Consider the following 23,169-nt stretch of genomic DNA (forward strand, 5'->3'; position numbering starts at 1 on the left):
GATGATTTTGCTGTGGGGAAAATGGCGGTGGTCCTTTATTGGTCTGATTATCCTTTTCCATTTCATTTCCGCTCATAACGCAATTGCTGCTAAGGCCGATATTTCAAAAGGACCGGTAACAATTGAAGCAAACAGTATCACCTATGACAAGGATGAGGACACCTATCACGCGAAAGGGAATGTTCTCATAGTCTTTTCGGGTGGTTTTCTGATGGCCGAATCCGTAATCCTGAATAAGATATCAAACGAGGCCCTTGCTGAAGGGTATGTAATGGTAATAAGCGAAAATGATACTCTCGAGGGAGACAGGGTGATATTTAACATAGAAACAAAGACGGGTGTCGCTTACGAAGGCAAGGTGTTTCTTGACAAGAATCATTTTTACCTGACGGGGTCAAAAATAGAGAAAACAGGAGAGGATACATACCATATTGATGATGCCACCGCGACCACATGTGACGGGAATTTCCCGGACTGGCGATTGATGGGCAGTGAACTTGATATAACCATTGACGGTTATGGCACCTTTAAGCACAGCAGGTTTCTGGCAAAAAACCTTCCCGTTTTCTATACCCCCTATTTATTGTTTCCTGCAAAGACAACCCGCCAATCAGGTTTCCTGTTACCGTATCTTACCTATTCCCAGAATAAGTTGGGATGGGATATCGAGCTTCCCTATTACTGGGCAATTTCCAAGAGTTCTGATGCTACATTTTATCAACGGTATATGGATAAGAGGGGATTTAAAGAAGGGGTTGAATTCAGATACTTCATCAGTAACAACTCCTTTGGCACCTTTTATGGTGACTTTATGAATGATGCCGGGCGTGTTAACGAAACAGCAGGAAATATAAGCAGAGGCTGGCAGTCCGACCATAAGAGATGGTCGTACTACCTGAATCACGAGACTACTTTCAGCCCTTCATTTTTCCTCAGAACCGATATCCGAAAAGTTTCCGACAGCTGGTACTTCAAAGACTTTTCCTCGCATAATTACTATCTTGAGAATTATTCAACGAGTGAAGCGCAGAGGTTTAAAAAAGTTCCCTTTGTCGGAGATGAATCCCTCGGTTCGCTTGAATCGACAATCCGTCTGGTTAAAAACTGGCAGTTGTATAACTTAACGGCGCTTGTCCGCTATACTGATGATTATGCAAGCGCCTCAAATGACGCAACGTTACAGAAGTATCCCGAAATTACCCTGAAGGGCATAAAACGTCCCGTTTTTGGTACCCCCCTGAATTTTGAATTCGATACAACGTACGATTATTACTACAGAACTGAAGGACAAAAGGGACATCTTTACGATCTTCAACCGGTTCTCTCCATGCCGTTACGCATGAGTGACTATCTCCAGTTGACGCCGCAGATAGGAGTAAAGGGTACATTCTGGGATCGGAACGACAGTGTTGACACAATCTATAATAATAAACATGGCGATAGGGAAGTGTACACTGCCGGAGCAACCGCTACAACTGAGATCCATAGAATATTTGATGTAGGTGGCCTGGGGATCGAAAAAATTCGACATGGTATCAAACCGGAATTAACGTACACCTACGTTCCCTATACCTATCAGGATGATGCTCCCGACTATGTGACCAGAATACCTGAACAAAGCACCTTAACATACGCGTTGACAAATACACTTGTAGCGAAATGGAAGGAAAAGGGAGGCGGGGGGAGCTACCAGGAATTTCTCCGTTTCAAACTGGCTCAAACATATGATCTCAAAGAGGTAAGACGGGGAGATGTTATACCCCCAAGAGATAAAAAACCGTTTAGTGATATCGATATTGAACTTGATGTCAAACCTTTTCAATATTTTTCATTATTGGCTCGTAACAAATTCAATGTGAGTTCAGGCGAGTGGAAACAAACCAATTATGATATGAACATAAGTGACTGGAGAGGAGATTCGGTCACACTGGGATATCGATATACAAAGTCTGTTTATGAAGAACTCAACCCTTCCGGCTCAACCACGCTATTTTCCCCGTATCGATATACTCAGTCGTCTCTTGAAGAGATAAACCTTACGCTAAAAGCCGTGCTAACGAAATCCCTCTCCCTGATTCATATTCTCAGGAGGAATGAATTAGATAAGAAGACCCTTGAGAGGACATATGGCATCAACTATAGCAAACAGTGCTGGAGCGTTGAGGCAAAATATTCTGAAACTGAGGATGATAAGAGATATACGGTGGGCTTTTCTCTTTATGGACTTGGTAAGCTTGGAGGACGGTAAAGTTATATGATTTGCTAAAGGTTTTTTCTTGACAAATAGTATGAAATTTCGTAACTTCTCTCTTTACATTTTAGACGTGGGTGACTTTATGAAGACATATAATGCAAGAAAAGAGGACATTATCAGGAACTGGTATGTCATTGATGCGGAAGGACAAATTCTGGGCAGACTTGCCAGTGAGATTGCGAGACGCCTGCGGGGTAAGCATAAACCCGTTTATACACCCTATATGGATACGGGGGATTTTGTGATTGTTGTTAACGCCGGGAAGGTTTCCCTTACCGGCAAAAAACTGTCAGACAAGGTCTATTATCATTATTCCGGTTATCCTGGGGGATTGAAAAAGACCTATGCAGGGAAGATGTTGGAGGACAATCCGGAGAAAGTATTGAACTATGCGGTCAAAGGGATGCTGCCGAAAAACTCATTAGGGAGAAAAATGCTGAAAAAACTAAAGATTTACGCAGGTAATGATCATCCTCACGAGGCCCAGTGCCCGCAGATAATAAAGGTATAAAGCTCTATTGTTTCATTGATCAGTAGTGTGATGTTGAATATTTTACAAAGTTCTCATATGAGGATCTTGACGGGGAGAAAAATATAATGGAAAAACGTTTTTATGCCACAGGGAAAAGAAAGTACGCCATCGCCAGAGTATATATGAAGGAAGGAAGCGGGAACCTTATAGTGAATAAAAGGAATTTTGATGACTACTTTACAAGAGATAGCCTTAAAATGCTCATTATGCAACCTCTTGATATTGTGGGTGCAAGGAACAGGTTTGATTTTTTTGTTAATGTTTCGGGAGGCGGTATAGCCGGGCAGGCGGGAGCGATTAAACACGGTATATCCAAAACACTCGTAGAATATGATATTGAATGGCGATCGATGCTCAAAAAAGCTGGATTTTTAACAAGAGATTCGCGTATAAAGGAAAGAAAAAAGTACGGCCAGCCGGGAGCAAGAAAGCGTTTCCAATTTTCAAAGAGATAGGATTACGGGAGGAGGCTTCTTGGCCTCCTTTTTTTTTTGGAGATCAACCGGACAATCTGAGGTCTTGATATTTAGCTTCGAAAGTGCTCACAATCTTCTTTTCGACAACTATAACGTCAAAATCAACAACTCCGCACTCCATGGAGCCAAATTTCATTTTACAATGCTCTCAATGTAATATAAAAAAGCTATTATGGGGGGGTGGAATTTTCTTCATTATACATTCGCCCCTGCCGAATTCATCTTCACTTTTATAAAAAATATCATAGGAAGAATGTATGCTTAAAGTAGGTATATATGGTGCGAGCGGGTATACGGGACAGGAACTTTTAAGACTCCTGCTCAGACATCCGCAAACCGAGATTGTGGCCCTGACTTCGAGGAGATATGCTGGAGTCTCAGTTTCTGATATTTACCCTGTATTTATCGGCCTGACTGATCTGGCCTTTATTGACGCATCTCCGGATGATGTTGCAGGTCTTGCAGATATTGTTTTTTTAGCCCTTCCTCATGGGGTTTCAATGAAGGTGGCGCCCGTTTTTTTAAAGGCCGGGAAGAAAGTAATCGATCTCAGTGCAGATTTTCGTCTGCGTGATGTTGCCGCCTACGAACAATGGTATGGCAGGCACACTGCCCCGGATGTTATTAAAGAGTCGGTTTACGGTATACCGGAGTTATACAGGGACGATGTTGTTACCGCCAGATTGGTTGCTAATCCGGGTTGTTATCCAACCAGTGTAATTCTCGGTCTTGCCCCGTTGTTGAGGGCTGATTGGATAGAAAACACCTCTATTATCGTTGACGCAAAATCAGGTGTCAGTGGTGCGGGGAGGGAACCGCAGGTCGGGACCCTTTTTTGTGAGGTGGATGAAGGATTTAAGGCCTATAAGGTTGGTCAGCACCGGCACACGCCGGAGATGGAACAGGAGATCAGTCTTCTTGCCGGCCATGATGTCAGGATTTCCTTTACACCCCACCTCCTGCCCCTGAAAAGGGGAATCCTCAGCACAATCTATGCGACGCTTCAGAAGGAAGTGACCACAACGGAGCTGATTGATCTTTACCGGGCATTTTATGAGGGTAAGAACTTTGTCAGGGTATACAGAGCGGGTACCTTACCCAATATTTCTTCCGTTCGGGGTTCCAATTACTGTGATATCGGGTTGACCATTGACAAAAGAACAAATAGGGTTATCATCATAAGCACCATTGATAATCTTATTAAGGGTGCGTCCGGACAGGCTATACAGAATATGAATCTCATGTGTGGCCTTAATGAAGATACAGGCCTGAATATGGTGTCTTTGTTCCCGTAAACCGAGGGCATAAGCCTTGTAAAATTTCTTGGAATAACATATCTCTCATTTCCGTATACCTGTTGCAGGAAGATGTAATGTCCATAAAATTATACAACACACTTACGAAGAAGAAAGAAGCATTCGAACCCCTCATTGAGGGAAGAGTAAGCATCTATGTATGCGGCATCACTGCATATGATGTCTGTCACGTAGGTCATGCACGTTCGGCTGTGGTTTTCGATATCATTACGAGGTATTTTAAGTATCGGGGTTATCACGTCACGTATGTGAAAAATTTCACCGATGTGGATGATAAAATCATTATAAAGGCCAATTCGGATGGGAAAACAATATCTGAGATATCCGACAGGTATATCAGAGAGCATGACGAAGATATGGACACACTCCGGATAGCCCGGCCTACATTTGCCCCCAGGGCTACAGAACACATCGATGGCATGATAAACCTGATCAGGATTCTCTTTGATAAAGGTCTGGCGTATGAGGTCGATGGTGATGTGTACTACGCAGTTGAAAAATTTAAGGGATACGGGAAGCTTTCAGGCAGAAGCCTGGAAGATATGTCGGCCGGCGCCCGGGTGGATGTGAGCGAGAAAAAAAGGAATCCCCTCGATTTTGCCCTCTGGAAGGGCAGCAAAGAAGGGGAACCGTGGTGGGAAAGCCCCTGGGGCAGGGGGAGACCGGGGTGGCATATTGAGTGTTCGGTTATGAGTCAGCATTTTCTGGGGGAGACTTTTGACATCCACGGCGGCGGAGAAGACTTGATATTCCCGCATCATGAAAACGAGATTGCGCAGTCGGAAGGCGCAACGGGGAAACCCCTGGCCAACTACTGGATATATAATGGTTTTGTCAAAGTCAGCAGCGAAAAGATGTCGAAATCCCTCGGCAACTTCTTTACCGTGAAGGATATTTTACAAAATTACCACCCGGAAGTGTTGAGGCTCTTCATGCTTCAGAGCCATTACAAGAGCCCTGTTGACTTTTCGGATGAGTCCCTTGCCGAGGCAAGGATGGGTATGGATCGGTTCTACGCAACTTTGAAAGCTATCAAAGAAGTATTGGCAGGTTGTGGGAGTTTCTCCGGGATCACCATTGAAAATCTTTCCGGAAAAGACAGAGATATAGTTGACAGGCTTATATCACTTCCGGATAAATTCAAAGATGCTATGGACGATGATTTTAATACGCCGAGAACCATTGGCTATATCTTCGATATTGTGAGACTTGTCAATGGTTACATGGCAGATGAGAAATTGCCCGTCTCAGCCGAAACATGCTTTGCCCTCTATACGGCAAAAAGAGTTATTACGGCAACAGGTGGGGTCTTAGGGTTATTCTTCGACGACCCTGACGATTATTTCACGCAGGATAGGGACAGGGAAGCCAGAAAACAGGGATTGGATGTGAATGAAATAGATCGTCTGATTGAAGAAAGACGAACCGCCCGGCTGGCAAAGGACTGGAAAAGAGCCGATGAGATCAGGCGTGCCCTTGCGGAAAAAAAGATCATCCTCCAGGACACCCCTGCCGGCACCACCTGGAAAAGTGAATAAATGAAGACGCTAAAAAAGAGGTGAAGAACCTCTGTTGTGCGTTTTCCGAAATAATTTAATTCCCTCAGCAGTGATCCGACAACTCCCCCCGTAACACAGTGACGGCCTGTCCGCCGAGATAAACACGATCCTTATCCATGCGAACCCTCACGATACCGCCTCTGGATGAGGCCTGGTAGCCAACCGTCTCATGCTTGCCGAGCCGGGCCCCCCAGTATGGTCCAAGGCAACAATGTGCCGAACCCGTGACGGGGTCCTCATTGACGCCAACCTGTGGTGCAAAGAACCGGGAGACAAAATCGTATTCCGTGGAGCGGGAAGGGCTTGTGACGATGACGCCCCGCATCGGTATTGTTGCAAGGAGCGAAAAATCGGGATTGATCCGGCGAATGGATTCTTCCGAATCGATTTCCACCAAATAGTCGAAGCGATTTTTCCCCACATAGGTAAATCCGACTCCCAGAGCACGGGAAAGATCCGGGGGCGCTGATGCTGAGGTTTCGGGTTCAACGGGGAAATTCATTTCGATCCAGTCATCCGTGAGTGCTGCCGTCAGCAATCCGCTTTTGGTAAAAAAGCGTGCCTGTTCTTTTGGATTGAGATACCCGATTTCCCATAAGGCATGGGCACTGGCGAGGGTGGCGTGTCCGCAGAGTTCCACCTCGACAGCCGGTGTGAACCAGCGGAGATTAAAACCATCCTCCCTTTTTTCCAGAAATGCTGTCTCGGAAAGATTCATCTCCCGTGCCACACTTTGCATCCACGTATCATCACGATGTCGGGACAGGATACAGACAGCCGCAGGATTTCCCCTAAATGGTCGATCTGTAAATGCATCAATCTGAATAATTATTTCTCCCATAGTTTGCCCCTGAAATTTAAATGAAGATATGTATACACAAGTATCATCATAGTTCGAAATGTTTCCCTGAAATCAACGCCGCATTTTCCGAAAAGCCCGCCATAGAGTAAGCAGCCGCTCTGCGAGGATAGCAACGATCAATCGCGGTATCCAGAGCCAGAAAGGACTGAGACCCAGCGAAAGAAAGAGGCTGGGGTCTTCCACCATCGCATGATTGATGCCGATGGAGAGATGCAGTTCTTCCAGTTCTTCTCTTGACAGGTGACCTGCCTTGACTTCTTCCACAATCACGGCCCCGCCGTATGCCACCCCGAAAATGACAGCGGTGAGCCAAAGGAATCCCATCTTTTGATCGAGGCCCATAATCTTCAAGAGCGGGTTGAGCAATCTTACCATAGGGTTGATCAAGTCAAAGGTCTTCAGGATTTCTAATAACGTCAGGATACACATAATAATCGCAAATATCTTGATACTGAGGATTAGTGTGGTAAATCCCCACTCATGAAATGCCTCAATAAAAGGTCGGGGTGTCTCGTAAGAGAAGTCTGAAGCAGACAATACAGTTGTCGTGATATCAAAAAAAGGCGCCACTGCGATTACCGTAAACAGGGCAGCGGCAAGACGGAATAATGTGGCTTTAAGGGGATGAATTCCTGATTTCGCCTGGACAATGCCTTCCTGAATCAGATTATGGGCGATAAGAAGAAAAATGGCCATCAGAGTCATCTGATCCCTTGAGAAAGGAAGCACCGCCATTGCGGCAATCCCACCATAGATATTTGTGAGCATACCGATAAGGAGAGGTAAAGCAGCCATCGCCGGCAGACTGAGAAGGCTCATTACCGGCTGCAGGAGAAAATCAGCCCGGTTTAGCAAACCGCTCCAGGCAATAATGGCTGTGAAAAAAGAAACGGGGAGGAGGATCTTCATGATCCATATAAAACCGTCCAAACCTTTACGAAGACCTGATATCAGGCCTTCTTTGAGCTGTTTTCTGTCCAGTTTCATGATTGCTTCTTTCAATATAGTCGCAATGACTAGATTAATCCTAGAAGGTGGAATATCTTCTCAAAGCGCATCTCCCAGGAATGTTCACGACGTGCGCGTTCGAATCCCTTCCTTCTGATCTCATCAGCCTTTTCACGACTTGATAAAAGAAAACGGATTTTTTCCACCAGGTCATCAAAATCTTTATAGGTAAGAATCTCTGAGCCAAGGTTATAAAATCTATCCAGCTCAGGATGGTATTCGGTAAGGTAAAGCCCTCCGCTCATGGGTATTTCAAAATCCCTCCCTTTAAGACAATAAGTGTTGCTAAGGCCGATGACACCTCCGAAGCCTAAGCTAATCCGGCTTTTTGAGTACATGCGTACCATATCTTCCGTAGACAGGGGGCCATTCGGCCAGCCGTACCCGTAGGCTTCGACGTGAATGCCGCGAGAGGCAAGTCTTTTGATGATCTCAGATCGATTTCCATAGCACTGGCCTACGAAGGACACATCGATGGTTTTTTCTAGAGTATGTGGTCGATGGATTTCCGGGTTTGCCCCTTCGGGAAAATGGAGGGGAATTGCTCCCTCCACACAATATTTTTTCACGGCATCCTCCGTGCTCGTCCAGCAAATGTCAAAATAACGGCAGATATCCCTGGAGCCCATGGACCGACTTCGTCTGATTTTACCCACAAAATGTTCCTTGTCGTTCAGGGCAAGATTAACCATGGGAACGCCGAAGTTCCTTAATGTACGAACAGTTTCCGGCGTCACCAGCTCCCCGGAAAGATAGGTAAAGATAACATCGGTTGAGTCCTGTTTCATCCACTGTTCTGCCCGTTTTACGAGGTCTCTATTCATTTCTGCCATTACAGCTTTCTGCCAATTTTTTTTCTGGTGGTTGAATTGTTCAAACCAGTCGTAGTGCCGGACCTGCCCGAATTTTTCGAGAGATGGTTTCAATGATTCATTTTCCCAGTTGTAATGGTGATAGATGGCGAGTATTTTCAAACTCCCCTTGTCTTTTCGGCGAATATGGGGGAACCTGTTTTTCATAGCCTGCCGGATGGTTTTCTCGTCGGGAATGGTAAGATTGTGTGAAGTGAATAGAGTGTAATAGTAGCGTTGTTCCCGCTTCAGCCTGAGATCGTTTTTCCAGATCCGAAATTGTTTCCGGTATTTTTTCAAAGGGTCATTCATGGCTGCACAGGAGTTAGATAAGCATGTCATCCTGAAGGTTTTGTTTTTCTGGTTGTATAGAGTCTGGCTCCATTTGACTTGTTCACCCTGTCGTTCATCATGTTCAGGACATGGCCTGCATCGATAGCGGGAATGGAAAACCGCTCTGCTACGTCAACACATATCATGAGGGCTCCTATGCCTGCTCCAACGATACATATGTCCGTATCCGGCGGGATCTGTTTCAGGATATCTTTTTTTATGAACTCCCAGCGTGTAGCAACGTATTCAGCGGGAGTTTCTACGAACGAAAGATCCGGGTGGCTCGAAAACCGGTCAAACCAGGTGCTGCAGGAATCTCTGTTGAATTCTGAGTTAAGGATACAGACTTTTTTGTGATCAACGAGGCGGATGAAATCCTCGGAGGTCAGGTAGGCATAGACCACGTAGAAGGGTGTATAATTATCTGCAGTCAGTTCGATTTCGTTATGAAAGAGAAGTTTAAGAAATGTGGAGGCTGATGACTCCTCTTTTGAGCTGAGGAAAAGCTTAAACACCCCCCTTTTTTTACGAGTACTATTTCCCGGGAAAATCAGGGGTGCAAGCGTTCCCGATGCAGCCATCTTTTTAAGTGCCGTAATGTGTGAGGGCATTGCTTTTTTAATAGCATCAACGGTTTCCGCCTGCCGGTAAGACAGATTTCCTCATCTGCCATTTGAGGAGTGTTCATTTTCAGAACCGGCGTGTTGTCGATCTCCTTCAGCACTAACTTTTCAAAACGGAACTGTCCGCTCTGAATCAAATTGTTAACGTAGTCCGTCTTTGCCGCCATTGTCTGCTATGCCTTTTTTAAAAATCACTGTTTTTTGTGAGTTATTTCTTTTGCTTAATACTATTTTCTATTTTGCAGATTTCGTCCTGAATAGCTTGATATTTAATTAATTTTTCTTTCACATTTGCCTTATCTTTACAGAAGGGAATTGTCAGTTTCAGGGCAGCTATTCTCCACCGTGTCTTAAGTAAATGAGCTCTTTTGATTCGCGCTATGGTTTCGGGAAGATAATGCTTCTGATAAAATAGAAACTCGGCATTTGTTTTCTTTTTCCATACTTCCGATGACGTTGTCGGGCGCTCACTCTGCCCGCCATAATGAACAACAACGGCTGAATTTATATAACCGATTTCGTACTCTGATTTCCTGATTCTCAGACATAGATCCTCATCCTCGCCATAGAGGAAAAAATCCTCATCGAAACCTCTCATATCTTTTATCAACTTTGCGTGTGCTATCATACCGGCGCCGAGGACACAGGCTATTTGCCCTGGGAGCCCTGAGAGTTCACCTGCCGTGTATTTTTCCCCGGGATATCTGTAGGAAACCGAGTCTTGGTGGCTGCCGTCTGGATTGATTATTTTTGTCCCGGCGAGTCCGATGTACGGACATGCATCCATGAACGATACCGCTTCTTTAAAGGTTCCCGGCATTACACTCGTATCCGGGTTGAGGAAAAAGATGTAACGTCCGTTGCACTGTGTAAGTATCTGATTATTGGCGGCTGCGAATCCCCTGTTCTCTGTGTTTTCAATGAGAAGCACAGAGGGGAAATTGTTCCTTATAAAAGCTGCACTTCCATCCGTAGAGGCATTGTCGACGATAAAAATCTCTTTTTTTATCACGTCATCAGATGCAATAACCGATGCGAGGCAGGTTCCAATCAGATCGGATGTGTTATAGGACACTATAATAATCGATAGATCCATGTTTTTTACGAATTTCGCTGCAGTAACTCATCATAAATGCTCTCGTATTTTTTCGCGATACTCTCCCATGTATTATTCAGCGCCGTCTCGCGGGCGGCTTCCCCCATTTGTATTCTTACCTCTTTGTTCAATAAAACACCAATTTTTTCACTGATTGTATCTATATCGGTCCTTTCTTCAATGATAAATCCATTGATACCATGCATTACGAGGTCTTTTGCACCAACATTCCCACTTACAACAACGGGCAAGGAAGCAGCCATGGCTTCCAGGACGGTTATGCCGAATGTGTCGAATTTTGATAAAATGGAAAACACATCGCTGGCAAGATAGATTTGTTCGAGTTTTTCTTTATGGATGCCGGCGAAAATAACATCGTTGCTTATTCCCAGGTTATTTGCCATCCGCCTGTATTTCTTTTCTTCACCTTTTCCCACAATGAGTAATTTGATTTTTGTTGCAAGATCACATTGTTTCAATTTTGCCACAACTGCCATGAGTGTATCGAGGCCCTTGATGTCAAAGTTCATGGAAACGAAAAGAATAACAACGTCACATGGACCTATTCCCCAGAGGTTTCTTATTTCCTGACGGCATTGTTCTCGATCGAAATTTCGAAATCTTTCCACATCAACGCCGGGGTGAATTACCTGTACTTTTTCCGAATCAACATCGTAGACTTGTAGAAATATTTCCTTCGTCAAATGTGATACAGGGAGGAATCTCCTGCATCTCACATTCTTTATTAAAATCTTTTCTACCCACTCTGTAGCATGGTCATGAAGACTCATGTGCTTCTTGCGGACCCCATGGATCCAGAATCGGTGAGGCGTGCCATGCATCGTATACATATCGGCCTCAAATATCCTCTCATGGGTATGTATCAGATCAAAATCCATCTTTGCTATTTTGTTTTTTGCGAAGCAGGCAAAACTGATTGTTGTCAGAAATTTGGGAAAGGTAATAACAGGCACCCTGTGAAATGTAAGATTATCTGAGTTTGTCAGCCATTTGTTGGCGAAGACATGAATATCGTATTGGCGGTTAACGCTCAAACATTTTGTAAGTTCTGAAACGAAATTTTCTGCTCCGCCTACAAGGCCGTATTTGGGAATTACGATGGCTATTTTAGAGATATTATGTGTCATTTATGTGAGAAACGAACCCCTTTTGCTTCACTATTGCTCAGTTGTTAGTATTGTTGGCAGTGTCAGGCTGGTCATGAATAACCCGCTCCTCCTGATTCAGACGCCATAATATTGTAATGATAGCAAGGATTATATAAAACACAGTGGCCGATGCACTAAACAGAAATACGGGTTCCGCCATTCCGATTGTGAAGTAAGCTACAAACGAGATGACCGTAAATCTACCCCACTCTTTGATATCATCGTCTCTTGTTTTTCTAATGGTTTCCCGACACATCTTTCCAAAGACAAAGATTATGGAAAAAAACAATATTAGACCAATTAAGCCAAGCCGCACGGTAATATCTAACAACAAATTATGGGGTGTATAAATTTCTTCTGGTCTATATTTTTCCGGTACTCTATTCATGTATGATTCTTTATCAATATTATTAATAAACGTTTGCATACCGAAACCGATGCCTAATATAGGATGATCTTTGATTACTTCATAGGTGACATAATTAATTGCCAATCGTTGTTTTAAGGATTCTGTTTTTAAGGGTGTAAAAATACCAATAAGCACCATGGCAATTAAAAAGAATAACGCGATCTTCTTTGCTTTTAGCAACAATAGGATGGTTGATGCAATCACCAGAGATACGAAAGATCCTTTGCTTTGAGTCAAAAGCGTAGCGACAAGTAATGGAATCGTACAAGTAATGATAGTAACACGACGATCGAAACGAGACTCTTGAAAAAAAAAGTTCAGACAGATGAGAATGGCAAAAATGGTTAATGTTCCGATAAAATTTACGGGAAGTTCCGTAGACACATTAACCGAATCAAACAATAAATGGCCGAACCTTATCGTCTCAATCGGATTATCCATTATTGTATAATAATAGAACATTCCGGTAATTGAAAAAGTAGTAGCCGATATGACAATAATCCATGCCAGCGAAGTTAGCCGCTTTTTAGAATTAAAAGAGTTGATTAACAAAAAATATAGAATAATGTGGTTCAGCAAATGCCCCCGCACGTCATGGATAGTATTTTCCATATTCAGCGACCAGAAAATACTTAGAAATGACCATAACAAAAAAAGCATCAAGGGCAAGGTTAAAGGTGTTTTGAATATAAAGTTACTGCGTTTAAAAACAATTAAAACCAGCGCAATTAAAAGTGAAAAATAAAAACATAAATTCTTGATAGCGGTTGTATGTGGGAAAGGATTGCAAAAAATGAATATTCCCATCAATATGGGAATACACAAATTCAAGCATTCAAATAATCGGCTGTACTTAGTTTTCAATGTTAGCTCATTCATACAGTTACAATTTTAAATGCCTTCAGAGATTGGATGCAAATTAAGTGCGTTTCACTATCACACTCTCCTTTAAATTACACTATTTTAATGATACTGTCATTATGGTATAGATCGGCAGCGAACACGATAGAGAAATGTTGCTCGTGATTAAAAATTTAAAAAAGAATTGTGTAACCATCACCAATGATTCCTGATATTGCCTATCTGATTTTGAATTATAATCCGGCCGGGGAACAAAAAGCCACGGGAATTCTCGGTACGGTACTCGATACATTCTATAATCGTAAAAGTCGGAATTTGTCCTGCGATGTTTTTCTCTTAGATCAGGGTTCACCTGAAATCCATCGAAAATGGATTGTCGATAAACAGAACCAGTACGGGTTTTCTACAATACTTTTGAACCGTAACATTGGTATCAGCCGGGCGATAAACCTTTTTGTGAGGACCTGTAAATCTCCGGTTTTGGGGTTGATAACCTCTGACGTTCTTATTACTACCGGAATGGACGAGGATTTGTTCAGCAAGGTGCAAATTCCGGAGGTTTATCAAGCCACACCGTTTACGGATAAGAGTGACGTGGATTACCAAATGTGGCAGCCCAGAGAAGAATTCGGCGCTGATCACCTCGATCTAACGGATCTTAAAAAAACGAAAATATCTTTGCTCGAAAAACTAATCAATAAAGAGAAAAAAAGCTATCTCAGGTATATCGGTGTTGAATTTAATGTCATGTTCTGGCGAAGAGCCATATTTGATGAAATCGGCTATTTTGATGAACAGTGGAAGGCATGCTATGAGAACAACGATTTTTCGCTGAGGTGTTTTCTTGCCGGTGGCTGCACGGCACTGAGCCTGAATTCATTTGTCTGGCATTATCACAAGGTTACGGAGAAGAATAGATCAAGAAGGCAATGCTTCACCCATTATGGAAACGATTGGGCGCAAAAAATGAGAAGAATGTGGGATGATAAATGGCCTGGCTTAAATAATTATATTGATATCTACAAACCGCTAAAAGATAAAAATATCTCCCATTACCCGAAACTATACGAGCAATTCAAAAAAAACATATATTTGTCGTATGAGCAGGATATTGATTATTTTTAGACTTTTTAACTTTTATACTTTCTGTTTTACTTTGCCATTATACATGGAAGGAAATATTGAGAAGATCCTTCGTAATTCAGAAAAGTGGAAACAAATGCCGTAACGAAGTATCCTCAAAATATCCGAGTTTTATTTTTCCTGTTTAATTAATGCGGGTGATTTGAAAGGAATATGGAAAAGTTATCATTATCAGTGGCTGTCATCACAAAAAACGAAGCAGGAAATTTATCCGACTGCCTGAAAAGTGTCGATTTTGCAGAACAGATTGTGGTGGTGGACTCTGGTAGCATAGATGATACCGTTACAATTGCATCCGACTTCGGTTGCGATGTATTTATAGAACCATGGCGAGGTTTCGGTCCCCAAAAACAGTTTGCCATTGATCAATGCAGAAATTCATGGGTTCTTGTTCTTGACGCCGATGAACGTATTCCCAAGGATACTGCTCTGGCAATAAAAAAGCTAGTTTTAAGTCCGTTGACAGCAGCTAATGGTTTCAGTTTTCCCCGGAAAAACTTTTTTCAGGAGCGATGGATTAGACATGCAGGGTGGTGGCCGGATAGGGTCGTGAGGCTTTTCCGAAAAAATATGGGCCGTATGACGCAGGTAAAGGTTCACGAATCGGTAGAAGTCGACGGTCTCGTGGAAGCGCTTGTTTATCCTATAGAACATCTGACAGAAGGACGCCTGAGCCAGATTCTCCAAAAAATCGACCTGTATTCAACCCTCGGCGCCGAGGAAGCTTTCGTAGAAGGGAAAACAGCTACAATGTGGTCCGCAGCCTTCCGGGCAAAACTCACATTTCTTCAAAACTACATTTTGAGACTTGGTTGTCTCGATGGTTCTCAGGGCCTTACTCTGGCAATTACCGATGCAGTGAATAAATTTTTTAAATACGCCAAGCTGGCAGAAATGAACAAACAATTCAAAAAAAAGCAATGAATTGTGCTTCAATTTAGCACGATTTGTATCGTATAATTAGTGTACAAAAATGCATTTGACATATGAACAATTTTGGTGTAAAAACCTATCAAGAGAACTTTGAAGAGTTGCATTTCAAGCCATTGCGAGAAGCTGACCCCGGCTGGGAATTTACCAAATCTCTTATTCCAAAAAGGTGCTTTTTTATGAGATCCACTGTCACCATTGAAAAAGATATTCTTGATGAACTTCTCAGAGAAACAAAAGCCAGGAGCAAGGCGTCTGCTGTGAAGATAGCTATCAGCGGATACCTGAAACGAAAAAAAATAGAGAGGATCAGGTCTATGAGGGGCAAATTGGATTTTGATCTGACGGCTGATGAAATAAGGCACTATGAACGGTAGAAAAATCCTGGTCGATACTTCCATCTGGATTGATTATTTCAAAAATAAATCATCCGGTATTGCCGATAAAGTGGACGAAATGCTTGCCGGGGACGAAGTGTATGTGCCGAAAATCGTCATTGCTGAATTGATCCAGGGGGCTAAATCAGAACGGGAAGTTGCGGTAATAGAAGAATTTATCGATGCCTTCCATATTGTTGATCAAGGAGCAGATACCTGGATCAAAGCAGGTAAGCTGTCTTTCAGTTTGAAAAAGAAAGGCAAGAACATCAATTTGTCTGACTGTTATATTGCTGTCATAGCCGAGGAACATGGTTGCCACATTTTTACGCTGGATGGGCACTTCGAAGAGATTCAGAAATTTTTTGACATTCATTTAATGATGAGTTCGTAAAAAAAGTTATTTATTCAGTCATTTCCGTACTAACGACAAAAAGGGAGAATTTTTATAGTTCTCAGGAGGGATAGGCCAACGAGGCCCTCTCATGGGTTGTAAATGACCCAAAAAAAAGAAAGGGGGATTCTAAATTACCTCAATCCAAGTGGAGTAAGAGAGAAAGAGATAATGAAAGACATGATCCCAGCGCTGGTGCATTTTTTTCAGAATGAGGCAGAACGCTTCGGCGTAAGGGCGGCGTTTTTGTACGGTTCATTTGCACGTGGATTTCCCCGCCAGGATTCCGACCTTGACGTGGCAATCGTCTTCGATGACGACTCCGATGAGGACATCATTTACCGGCGACTTGTGGACATTTCTTTGCTTCTGTCGGAAAGAAGCGGTCGGGATGTCAATGTAATTCCCATCTATTGGGATTTCAGAAAACCTCTACTTTATTACAATGCCATCGTATTGGGCATTCCTGTTTTCATTAAAAATATCGATGACTTGAAATACTTTAAACTGGAAGCTCTGCTTCAAATGGAAGATTTCGCAATCTTTGGCCTGGAATGGCAGTCTAACATGGCCAGGCATAATCTGGAGGTTATCCGTCATGCCTGAATTTCGATACGCCAGGGGCAGAATCCTCGATTCCTTTGAACATTTACACCTGATGTCATTGTGAGCAACCGATATGCGTTACATCGAGGTTAATGAAAGTAACATACATATTGTCATCGCGAAGTGCACAGCGCCGTGGCGATCTCTTTAACTGGGGCTGTCCCGCCTGATCCGCAATGGCATTTTTTTTGACCGGATGGATATTTCAATCATCATCGTTAACTGGAACACCAGAGACCTTCTTCACAATTGTCTCGAATCTATTTATAAAACCATTCATAGTATAGACTATGAGGTTATCGTGGTAGACAACGCCTCTCAAGATGGCAGTTTTGCCATGCTGCAGGAAAAACATCCGCAGGTGAAAGTGATACAAAATACTGAAAACCGCGGCTTCGGAGCAGCGAACAACCAGGCGATGCATATCATGACTGGACAATATGCTCTTTTGTTGAATTCAGACACAATCTTAACAGATAATGCCGTTGCAGAATTGTTCACTTTTATGGAAACTCATCCCGATGCAGCCATGACGTGCAGCCAACTCCTCAATGCCGACGGGAGCAAACAAAACTCCGTTGCCAGCTTTCCCAATATCCTTACATTGCTGACCAACACACCACTGCTTGAATACTTATTCCCCAAGTATTACCCAAGCAAGCGTTATAACTATGACAAACCGATAGAAGTCGATTCGGGTATCGGCGCCTGCCTTCTGGTTCGTAAGAAGGCTATCGATGATGTGGGTATGTTTGACGAACGTTACTTTTTCTTTTTTGAAGAAACCGACTGGGCTTATCGAATGAAGTCTGCTGGTTGGAAGATATTTCATGTGCCGACGGCATTCATTTATCACTTACAGGGACAAAGCATCGGCAGAGACATCCGATCAAGAATTGAATTTTACCGTTCCCGCTACCATTTTTTCCACAAGTGGAAAAGCCAGCCTTATTATATACTTGTTTGCGTTGTGATAATGCTTCGGTTATGTTTCAACTGGCTGCTGACATCAATTGCGAACATCTTCTCACTGGGTATGAATCGGGAAATCCGTAATAAATTTTTTATCTACTCCAGGCTCATCCTATGGCATTTGCGTATTGCCTCTGATGTAAAGGGATAACCTTTGATCTTTTCAGCCATTATCTTTTGCTATCCCCAACTCTTTTTTCTTGACAATGCTTTTATATTAAATTAATCTCAACCCTGCGTTCATGGAGTGAACATATCGGATTTCAATATGCTTTTGTCAAATAAACACAATCTGGAAAGTGAAGAAGTCCTTAAAGTCCTCAGGGAAATAACAAAAAACCCTGAAATGACCCAGCGTGAATTATCTTCCCGGTTAGGCATCAGTCTCGGCAAGGTCAACTTCTTGATGAATGCCCTTATCCAAAAAGGTTTTGTCAAGGCTCATAATTTCAAAAATTCCAACAATAAAAAAGCCTATCTCTACTATTTAACGCCCAGAGGCTTTGAGAAAAAGGCGAGGATTACCTATAACTTTCTGAGAAGAAAAATGAAGGAATACGAGCAACTCAACGAAGAAATCAGACAACTGAGACAGGAAGTAAGCGATATTAGGATTACGCCTGAAATCCGTGATTAATCACGGATAAATTATATAACTCCTTGTAAAAATTATAAAAAGTCGATTCTTAAAGAAAAATTTTGCTCCTGATGTAACTCAGAGGGCGGAGCTGTATCTATAGAGACCTTTGAAAAATGCCCCATCTCTGTCATTCCCGCCTGCGCGGGAATGACAACTTAGACCCTATACGGAGAAATTCTAAGATCTCAATATCGCGTGAGATACCGTTATTTGGAGGAATGATATGTTGAATGGTAAAACAATTTTAATTACCGGCGGTACTGGATCATTGGGAAAGAAAATGACCCAGATTATCCTTGAAAGTTATGCCATAAATAAGCTCATCATTTTCAGTCGCGATGAGTTAAAGCAGTTTGAAATGGGGCAAAGGTGGAATCCCACAAAGCATCCCATAAAATATATTCTTGGCGATGTCAGAGACAAAGAAAGATTGATGCAGGCATTTCAGGGTGTAGATTATGTTATCCATGCCGCCGCACTCAAACAGGTGCCTGCTGCCGAATACAATCCAAGCGAATATATCAAAACCAACATCATTGGCGCTATGAATGTCATAGATGCGGCCCAACATAATAAAGTAAAAAAGGTGATCGCGTTATCAACAGACAAAGCGTGCAACCCAATCAATTTGTATGGCGCCACAAAGCTTTGTTCGGACAAATTGTTCGTTGCCGTTAATGCATACCGCGATCAGGATACCACACAGTTTGCTGTCGTCCGCTATGGCAATGTCCTTGGCAGTCGCGGCTCTGTTATTCCATTTTTTAAAGAAAGGGCTCAGACAGGGGTTTTACCTATTACAGATCCCCGCATGACCCGCTTTTGGATCACCTTGGATCAGGCAGTCCATTTCGTAATTAAAACCCTTGAGTTGTCAAAGGGTGGAGAAATATTTGTTCCCCGGATAGCGTCTATGAAAATTGTAGACCTTGCAAATGCAATTGCTGCGGACTGCAAACATGAAGTCGTTGGTATTCGACCCGGAGAAAAGCTTCATGAAATCCTCATTGGCGAAGATGATGCACGTAATACGGTGGAATTCAACGAGTGTTACATTATTCAACCGAATCCGCAGGCGAAGGAAGAATTCATTAAAAATAACGAAAATATTTGCGGTCATGCATGCGATGATGGTTTCAGTTACACATCCAACAATAATACAGACTGGATGACTGTGGATGATCTCAAGAACTTGATTGATTCGATAGCAGATGATTACTCCATCGAAAAATCCCGGTGGTCTATGGTTGACGTGCCTCAGTAAATTTTACATGAAAAACGCAATAAGAAAAAAAATATTAATTACTGGTGTAAGCGGGATGTTAGGAAGCAACCTCGCTTACTATTTTAAAGACTGCCATGAAATTTTAGGCCTGTATAATACCCATCCGGTTGAAATCGACAATGCCCAAACGCTCCCGGTCGATATTTTATCAGAAAACTCAATAAAAAATGCGATTAACGATTTTAACCCCGACATTGTCATCCATTGTGCATCACTGACCGATATTGATTATTGTGAGGGAAACAAAGGTGAGTCTTATCTTGTAAACGTTCTTGGCACAAAAAATATTGTGGAAAGTGTAAGTATCTGTAACGCCAAAATCATATACATCTCTTCAGATTCCGTTTATGACGGCAGCAAAGGCAATCATTTAGAAACAGACAAGGTAAATCCTCAAAATTACTATGGTATGACAAAATATCAGGGTGAGTCGGAAGTGCTGAAGAGGAGCAATTCGCTCATTCTCAGAACAAATATATTTGGTTGGAATGTCCAGGATAAGTTTAGCATAGCCGAATGGATACTTCATGAGTTGACTGAAAAAACTCAAATAAATGGCTTCAAGGACGTTTATTTTTCCTCTATTTATACCTTCGATCTGGCTAAAATATTGGATAAGGCAATTGAACAGGATTTGGCAGGAATATATAATTGCGGAAGCAGCGATTCTATTTCAAAATACGAATTTGCCCGGCTTCTCGCCACGCGCTTTACTCTCGATAAAAGACTGATACACCCCATTTCTATTGATGATTTTAAGTTTAAGGCAAAGAGAGGGAAAAATCTTTCCTTAAATGTCAGCAAGCTGGCGAATGCTTTAAATTGTAACCTTCCTCGGATTCATGACACAGTAGAAGCGTTCTACAAGGATTTTAAAGATGGGATCACCAGGAAAATGGGAAAGCAAATGCTGTCCGGCATAGAAGCCCAGCCCTTTTTAAACTATGGGAAACAATCTATTGATGAAGATGATATTCAAGCAGTTGTTGAAGTTCTTAAATCAACAAACCTGACCCAGGGACCTAAAGTTGCAGAATTCGAAGAAGAACTGTGCCGCTATACGGGGGCGCGTTTTGCGGTTGCCTGCAATTCGGGAACCTCTGCATTACATATGGCTTGTCTTGCTGCGGGAGTTCAACAGGGTGATGAGGTTATCACATCACCCATTACATTTGTTGCCTCTGCAAATTGCGCTGCGTATTGTGGCGCAAGACCGGTATTTGCCGATATTGATCCATTAACCTATAATCTTTCTCCTTCCGAACTCGAAAAAAAAATTACCAACAATACCAGGGTAATCATTCCGGTTCATTTTGCGGGACAGAGCTGTGATATGGTTGCCATTAAGCAAACCAAAGGGGATGCAGAAAAACGATATAACCGCAAGATATATTTGATTGAAGATGCTTCGCATGCACTCGGTTCCTTGTATAAAGGCAGCAAAGTGGGGTCCTGTACATTTTCAGACATGACAGTTACGAGTTTTCACCCTGTCAAACATATCACTACAGGAGAAGGAGGCGTCGTATTTACTAATGATGAAACATTGTATTGCAAACTGCGAAAACTCCGCTCCCACGGCATCACAAACGATCAAAGCGAATTTCTCAATCATGATTTGGCGTTTCAACCGCCCCAAGCAGGTGGCAGTAAAATGGTGAATCCCTGGTATTACGAACAAATCACGCTTGGCTATAATTATCGTATTACTGATATTCAATGTGCCCTGGGTCTTTCCCAGCTTAAAAAGCTCGAAATGTTCAAAAAACGCCGGCGTGAAATCGTTAAAACCTATAACGGGGGCTTCAGAAATTTAAAACATGTGAAAACTCCCTTTGAAACTAAGGATTGCGACAGCAATTTCCATCTGTATGTTCTTCTTTTCGATTTCGAGGAAATAGGTATGGACCGGGCGACCTTCATGACGAAATTAAAGGGAAAGGGTATTCAGGCACAGGTGCACTATATCCCGGTGCATCTGCAACCTTTTTATAGAAAGCATTTTGGCACAAACAGGGGTGATTGTCCCATTGCTGAAAATTATTATACAAAATGTCTTTCCATTCCCTTGCATCCGTCCTTGACTGATCGGCATGTTGAGCGAGTCATCGGTGAAATAAAGAATTTGATAGGAAAATAGTTATGAATATTCAAAAAAGTCTGGACACCCAGCGCAAAGCGCAAAATCTTATTCCCGGGATGACACAGCTTCTGTCAAAGAGGCCTGATATGTTTGCCCCCGGCGTATGGCCCGGTTATTTCAGCAAGGCAAAAGGTGTTGAAATCTGGGATCTGGATGGTAATCGTTATATCGATATGAGCATTGCCGGGATTGGAGCCAATGTGTTGGGGTATGCCGATCCTGACGTTGACGCAGCAGTACGATCGGCAATCGATGCCGGTATCAGCAGTTCCCTCAATTGTCCAGAAGAAGTAGATCTGGCAGAACTGTTATGCGATCTTCATCCCTGGGCCGACATGGTTCGTTATGCGAGGACCGGGGGGGAATCCATGACCATTGCGGTTCGAATTGCACGGGCCTATACGGGCAAAGATAAAATCGCTTTTTGCGGTTATCACGGCTGGCATGACTGGTATCTGGCGGCAAACCTGGGAACGGAGAACGCTTTGGGTGAGCATCTTCTGCCGGGTCTCAGTCCCAGAGGCGTTCCAAAGGGTCTGGAAGGCACAGCCCTGCCATTTCGTTACAATCATCTTGAGGAATTGCAGGCAATTATTCAAGAGCATCGGAATGAGTTTGCCGCAATTGTTATGGAGCCCATCCGTAATGAGCAGCCCCTGCCGGGCTTTTTAGAGGGTGTCAGGGCCTTGGCTGACGATACAGGGGCAGTTCTTGTCGTCGATGAAATATCAGCAGGATTCAGATTGAATACGGGTGGGGCGCATCTCCTGTTTAACCTGATGCCGGATATTGCCGTTTTTTCCAAAGCCTTGGGTAACGGATATTCTATTGCAGCCGTTATTGGTAAAAGGCACATCATGGAGATTGCACAGAGCACCTTTATCAGTAGCACGATGTGGACGGAACGCATAGGACCGACTGCCGCTCTGGCCACCATCAAGAAACACAGAAGTTGTAACGCCGGTAAGCATTTGGAGTCCATAGGAAAGAAAATCCAGGAAGGCTGGGCCAGTCTTGCGGAAAAGAACGCATTGAATATCAGTATTGGCGGCATTCCTCCGCTTAGTCATTTTACCTTCGATTATGACAACTCGCCTACCATGAAGGCCTTATTCGTGCAGCGCATGCTCGAAAGGGGATTTTTGGCAGCTACCCTTTTCTATTCCATGTACGCCCATACTGAAGAACATGTAAAGCAGTATCTACAAGCCGTTGATTCCGTATTTTCTGAAATATCAAAAGTGAATCAGGTGGGAGATGTTGGGAAACTGTTAAAAGGTAAACCTGCCAGCATTGGCTTTAAACGGCTAACATAACCTGCTTTCAAATT

23 protein-coding genes and 1 pseudogene are annotated in these 23,169 nt (G+C 43.0%); 16 read left to right on the forward strand and 8 right to left on the reverse strand.

The window, feature by feature from the left end:
• Position 1: 1 nt before the first annotated feature.
• From lptD to cysS, 5 genes are all read left to right on the forward strand, one after another.
• Complete coding sequence (gene lptD, locus NTW12_14210; protein ID MCX5847484.1) at positions 2-2,248, forward strand: LPS assembly protein LptD; 2,247 nt, start codon at positions 2-4, stop codon at positions 2,246-2,248.
• An 88-nt stretch (positions 2,249-2,336) separates the two neighbouring features.
• Positions 2,337-2,765, forward strand: a complete 429-nt coding sequence (rplM, locus tag NTW12_14215; protein MCX5847485.1) for a 50S ribosomal protein L13 — start codon at positions 2,337-2,339, stop codon at positions 2,763-2,765.
• An 83-nt stretch (positions 2,766-2,848) separates the two neighbouring features.
• A complete protein-coding gene (rpsI, locus tag NTW12_14220) occupies positions 2,849-3,241 on the forward strand; it encodes a 30S ribosomal protein S9 (protein ID MCX5847486.1) in 393 nt (130 codons plus the stop codon).
• 278 nt (positions 3,242-3,519) lie between these two features.
• Positions 3,520-4,557, forward strand: coding sequence for an N-acetyl-gamma-glutamyl-phosphate reductase (gene argC, locus NTW12_14225; GenBank protein MCX5847487.1), 1,038 nt, complete (start codon positions 3,520-3,522; stop codon positions 4,555-4,557).
• Between the two features lie 77 nt (positions 4,558-4,634).
• Entirely contained in the window at positions 4,635-6,116 is a 1,482-nt protein-coding gene (gene cysS / locus NTW12_14230; protein ID MCX5847488.1) for a cysteine--tRNA ligase, read from the forward strand.
• Between the two features lie 64 nt (positions 6,117-6,180).
• Here the strand turns inward: cysS and NTW12_14235 are convergent, their stop codons facing one another.
• The 8 genes from NTW12_14235 to NTW12_14270 form a co-directional block, all read right to left on the reverse strand.
• Positions 6,181-6,978 (reverse strand): PhzF family phenazine biosynthesis protein, encoded by a 798-nt coding sequence (locus NTW12_14235; protein MCX5847489.1) that lies wholly within the window; start codon positions 6,976-6,978, stop codon positions 6,181-6,183.
• Positions 6,979-7,050: 72 nt separating this feature from the next.
• A complete protein-coding gene (locus NTW12_14240) occupies positions 7,051-7,986 on the reverse strand; it encodes an iron transporter (GenBank protein ID MCX5847490.1) in 936 nt (311 codons plus the stop codon).
• A gap of 29 nt (positions 7,987-8,015) precedes the next feature.
• Positions 8,016-9,158 carry a glycosyltransferase gene (locus NTW12_14245; GenBank protein ID MCX5847491.1) on the reverse strand — a complete coding sequence of 381 codons (1,143 nt, stop codon included), beginning with the start codon at positions 9,156-9,158 and terminating at the stop codon, positions 8,016-8,018.
• A 38-nt stretch (positions 9,159-9,196) separates the two neighbouring features.
• Positions 9,197-9,706 (reverse strand): hypothetical protein, encoded by a 510-nt coding sequence (locus tag NTW12_14250; protein ID MCX5847492.1) that lies wholly within the window; start codon positions 9,704-9,706, stop codon positions 9,197-9,199.
• A 35-nt stretch (positions 9,707-9,741) separates the two neighbouring features.
• Entirely contained in the window at positions 9,742-9,981 is a 240-nt protein-coding gene (locus NTW12_14255; GenBank protein MCX5847493.1) for a hypothetical protein, read from the reverse strand.
• Positions 9,982-10,022: 41 nt separating this feature from the next.
• Complete coding sequence (locus NTW12_14260) at positions 10,023-10,910, reverse strand: glycosyltransferase family 2 protein (GenBank protein MCX5847494.1); 888 nt, start codon at positions 10,908-10,910, stop codon at positions 10,023-10,025.
• Between the two features lie 5 nt (positions 10,911-10,915).
• Entirely contained in the window at positions 10,916-12,058 is a 1,143-nt protein-coding gene (locus tag NTW12_14265; GenBank protein MCX5847495.1) for a glycosyltransferase family 4 protein, read from the reverse strand.
• A 37-nt stretch (positions 12,059-12,095) separates the two neighbouring features.
• Positions 12,096-13,100, reverse strand: coding sequence for an O-antigen ligase family protein (locus tag NTW12_14270; protein ID MCX5847496.1), 1,005 nt, complete (start codon positions 13,098-13,100; stop codon positions 12,096-12,098).
• Between the two features lie 450 nt (positions 13,101-13,550).
• Here NTW12_14270 and NTW12_14275 point away from each other — a divergent pair, with 450 nt between their 5' ends.
• The 11 genes and pseudogenes from NTW12_14275 (at position 13,551) to NTW12_14325 (ending at position 23,155) form a co-directional block, all read left to right on the forward strand.
• On the forward strand, positions 13,551-14,474 hold the full coding sequence (locus NTW12_14275) for a glycosyltransferase (GenBank protein ID MCX5847497.1): 924 nt from the start codon (positions 13,551-13,553) through the stop codon (positions 14,472-14,474).
• Positions 14,475-14,645: 171 nt separating this feature from the next.
• Positions 14,646-15,416, forward strand: a complete 771-nt coding sequence (locus tag NTW12_14280) for a glycosyltransferase family 2 protein (protein ID MCX5847498.1) — start codon at positions 14,646-14,648, stop codon at positions 15,414-15,416.
• A gap of 185 nt (positions 15,417-15,601) precedes the next feature.
• A complete protein-coding gene (locus NTW12_14285) occupies positions 15,602-15,799 on the forward strand; it encodes a DUF2191 domain-containing protein (GenBank protein MCX5847499.1) in 198 nt (65 codons plus the stop codon).
• Positions 15,789-16,193, forward strand: a complete 405-nt coding sequence (locus tag NTW12_14290; GenBank protein ID MCX5847500.1) for a PIN domain-containing protein — start codon at positions 15,789-15,791, stop codon at positions 16,191-16,193. Before NTW12_14285 ends, NTW12_14290 begins: the two co-directional genes overlap by 11 nt.
• Before the next feature lie 171 nt (positions 16,194-16,364).
• Positions 16,365-16,799, forward strand: a complete 435-nt coding sequence (locus NTW12_14295) for a nucleotidyltransferase domain-containing protein (GenBank protein ID MCX5847501.1) — start codon at positions 16,365-16,367, stop codon at positions 16,797-16,799.
• Between the two features lie 196 nt (positions 16,800-16,995).
• Positions 16,996-17,922: a glycosyltransferase family 2 protein gene (locus NTW12_14300; protein ID MCX5847502.1), complete on the forward strand. Its 927-nt coding sequence runs from the start codon at positions 16,996-16,998 to the stop codon at positions 17,920-17,922.
• Between the two features lie 117 nt (positions 17,923-18,039).
• Positions 18,040-18,408 (forward strand): MarR family EPS-associated transcriptional regulator, encoded by a 369-nt coding sequence (locus NTW12_14305; protein ID MCX5847503.1) that lies wholly within the window; start codon positions 18,040-18,042, stop codon positions 18,406-18,408.
• 226 nt (positions 18,409-18,634) lie between these two features.
• The gene (pseB, locus tag NTW12_14310; protein MCX5847504.1) at positions 18,635-19,675 is read left to right on the forward strand and encodes a UDP-N-acetylglucosamine 4,6-dehydratase (inverting); all 1,041 of its coding nucleotides are present in this window, start codon (positions 18,635-18,637) and stop codon (positions 19,673-19,675) included.
• A gap of 7 nt (positions 19,676-19,682) precedes the next feature.
• Positions 19,683-20,558: pseudogene (locus tag NTW12_14315) on the forward strand (SDR family oxidoreductase).
• Positions 20,559-20,591: 33 nt separating this feature from the next.
• Positions 20,592-21,836, forward strand: coding sequence for a UDP-4-amino-4,6-dideoxy-N-acetyl-beta-L-altrosamine transaminase (pseC, locus tag NTW12_14320; GenBank protein MCX5847505.1), 1,245 nt, complete (start codon positions 20,592-20,594; stop codon positions 21,834-21,836).
• Between the two features lie 2 nt (positions 21,837-21,838).
• Positions 21,839-23,155 carry an aminotransferase class III-fold pyridoxal phosphate-dependent enzyme gene (locus NTW12_14325; GenBank protein MCX5847506.1) on the forward strand — a complete coding sequence of 439 codons (1,317 nt, stop codon included), beginning with the start codon at positions 21,839-21,841 and terminating at the stop codon, positions 23,153-23,155.
• The last annotated feature ends 14 nt before the right edge of the window (positions 23,156-23,169 follow it).

The sequence above is a fragment of the Deltaproteobacteria bacterium genome, assembly GCA_026388545.1.
Taxonomy (GTDB): Bacteria; Desulfobacterota; Syntrophia; order Syntrophales; family UBA2185; genus JAPLJS01.

Bases quoted from the DNA above. Each gene is read 5' to 3' on its own strand.
- lptD (MCX5847484.1), top strand. From the start codon at position 2: ATGATTTTGCTGTGGGGAAAATGGCGGTGGTCCTTTATTGGTCTGATT.
- rplM (MCX5847485.1), top strand. From the start codon at position 2,337: ATGAAGACATATAATGCAAGAAAAGAGGACATTATCAGGAACTGGTAT.
- argC (MCX5847487.1), top strand. From the start codon at position 3,520: ATGCTTAAAGTAGGTATATATGGTGCGAGCGGGTATACGGGACAGGAA.
- cysS (MCX5847488.1), top strand. From the start codon at position 4,635: ATGTCCATAAAATTATACAACACACTTACGAAGAAGAAAGAAGCATTC.
- NTW12_14235 (MCX5847489.1), bottom strand. From the start codon at position 6,978: ATGGGAGAAATAATTATTCAGATTGATGCATTTACAGATCGACCATTT.
- NTW12_14240 (MCX5847490.1), bottom strand. From the start codon at position 7,986: ATGAAACTGGACAGAAAACAGCTCAAAGAAGGCCTGATATCAGGTCTT.
- NTW12_14255 (MCX5847493.1), bottom strand. From the start codon at position 9,981: ATGGCGGCAAAGACGGACTACGTTAACAATTTGATTCAGAGCGGACAG.
- NTW12_14260 (MCX5847494.1), bottom strand. From the start codon at position 10,910: ATGGATCTATCGATTATTATAGTGTCCTATAACACATCCGATCTGATT.
- NTW12_14265 (MCX5847495.1), bottom strand. From the start codon at position 12,058: ATGACACATAATATCTCTAAAATAGCCATCGTAATTCCCAAATACGGC.
- NTW12_14270 (MCX5847496.1), bottom strand. From the start codon at position 13,100: ATGGAAAATACTATCCATGACGTGCGGGGGCATTTGCTGAACCACATT.
- NTW12_14275 (MCX5847497.1), top strand. From the start codon at position 13,551: ATGATTCCTGATATTGCCTATCTGATTTTGAATTATAATCCGGCCGGG.
- NTW12_14280 (MCX5847498.1), top strand. From the start codon at position 14,646: ATGGAAAAGTTATCATTATCAGTGGCTGTCATCACAAAAAACGAAGCA.
- NTW12_14285 (MCX5847499.1), top strand. From the start codon at position 15,602: ATGAGATCCACTGTCACCATTGAAAAAGATATTCTTGATGAACTTCTC.
- NTW12_14290 (MCX5847500.1), top strand. From the start codon at position 15,789: ATGAACGGTAGAAAAATCCTGGTCGATACTTCCATCTGGATTGATTAT.
- NTW12_14295 (MCX5847501.1), top strand. From the start codon at position 16,365: ATGAAAGACATGATCCCAGCGCTGGTGCATTTTTTTCAGAATGAGGCA.
- NTW12_14300 (MCX5847502.1), top strand. From the start codon at position 16,996: ATGGATATTTCAATCATCATCGTTAACTGGAACACCAGAGACCTTCTT.
- NTW12_14305 (MCX5847503.1), top strand. From the start codon at position 18,040: ATGCTTTTGTCAAATAAACACAATCTGGAAAGTGAAGAAGTCCTTAAA.
- pseB (MCX5847504.1), top strand. From the start codon at position 18,635: ATGTTGAATGGTAAAACAATTTTAATTACCGGCGGTACTGGATCATTG.
- pseC (MCX5847505.1), top strand. From the start codon at position 20,592: ATGGGAAAGCAAATGCTGTCCGGCATAGAAGCCCAGCCCTTTTTAAAC.
- NTW12_14325 (MCX5847506.1), top strand. From the start codon at position 21,839: ATGAATATTCAAAAAAGTCTGGACACCCAGCGCAAAGCGCAAAATCTT.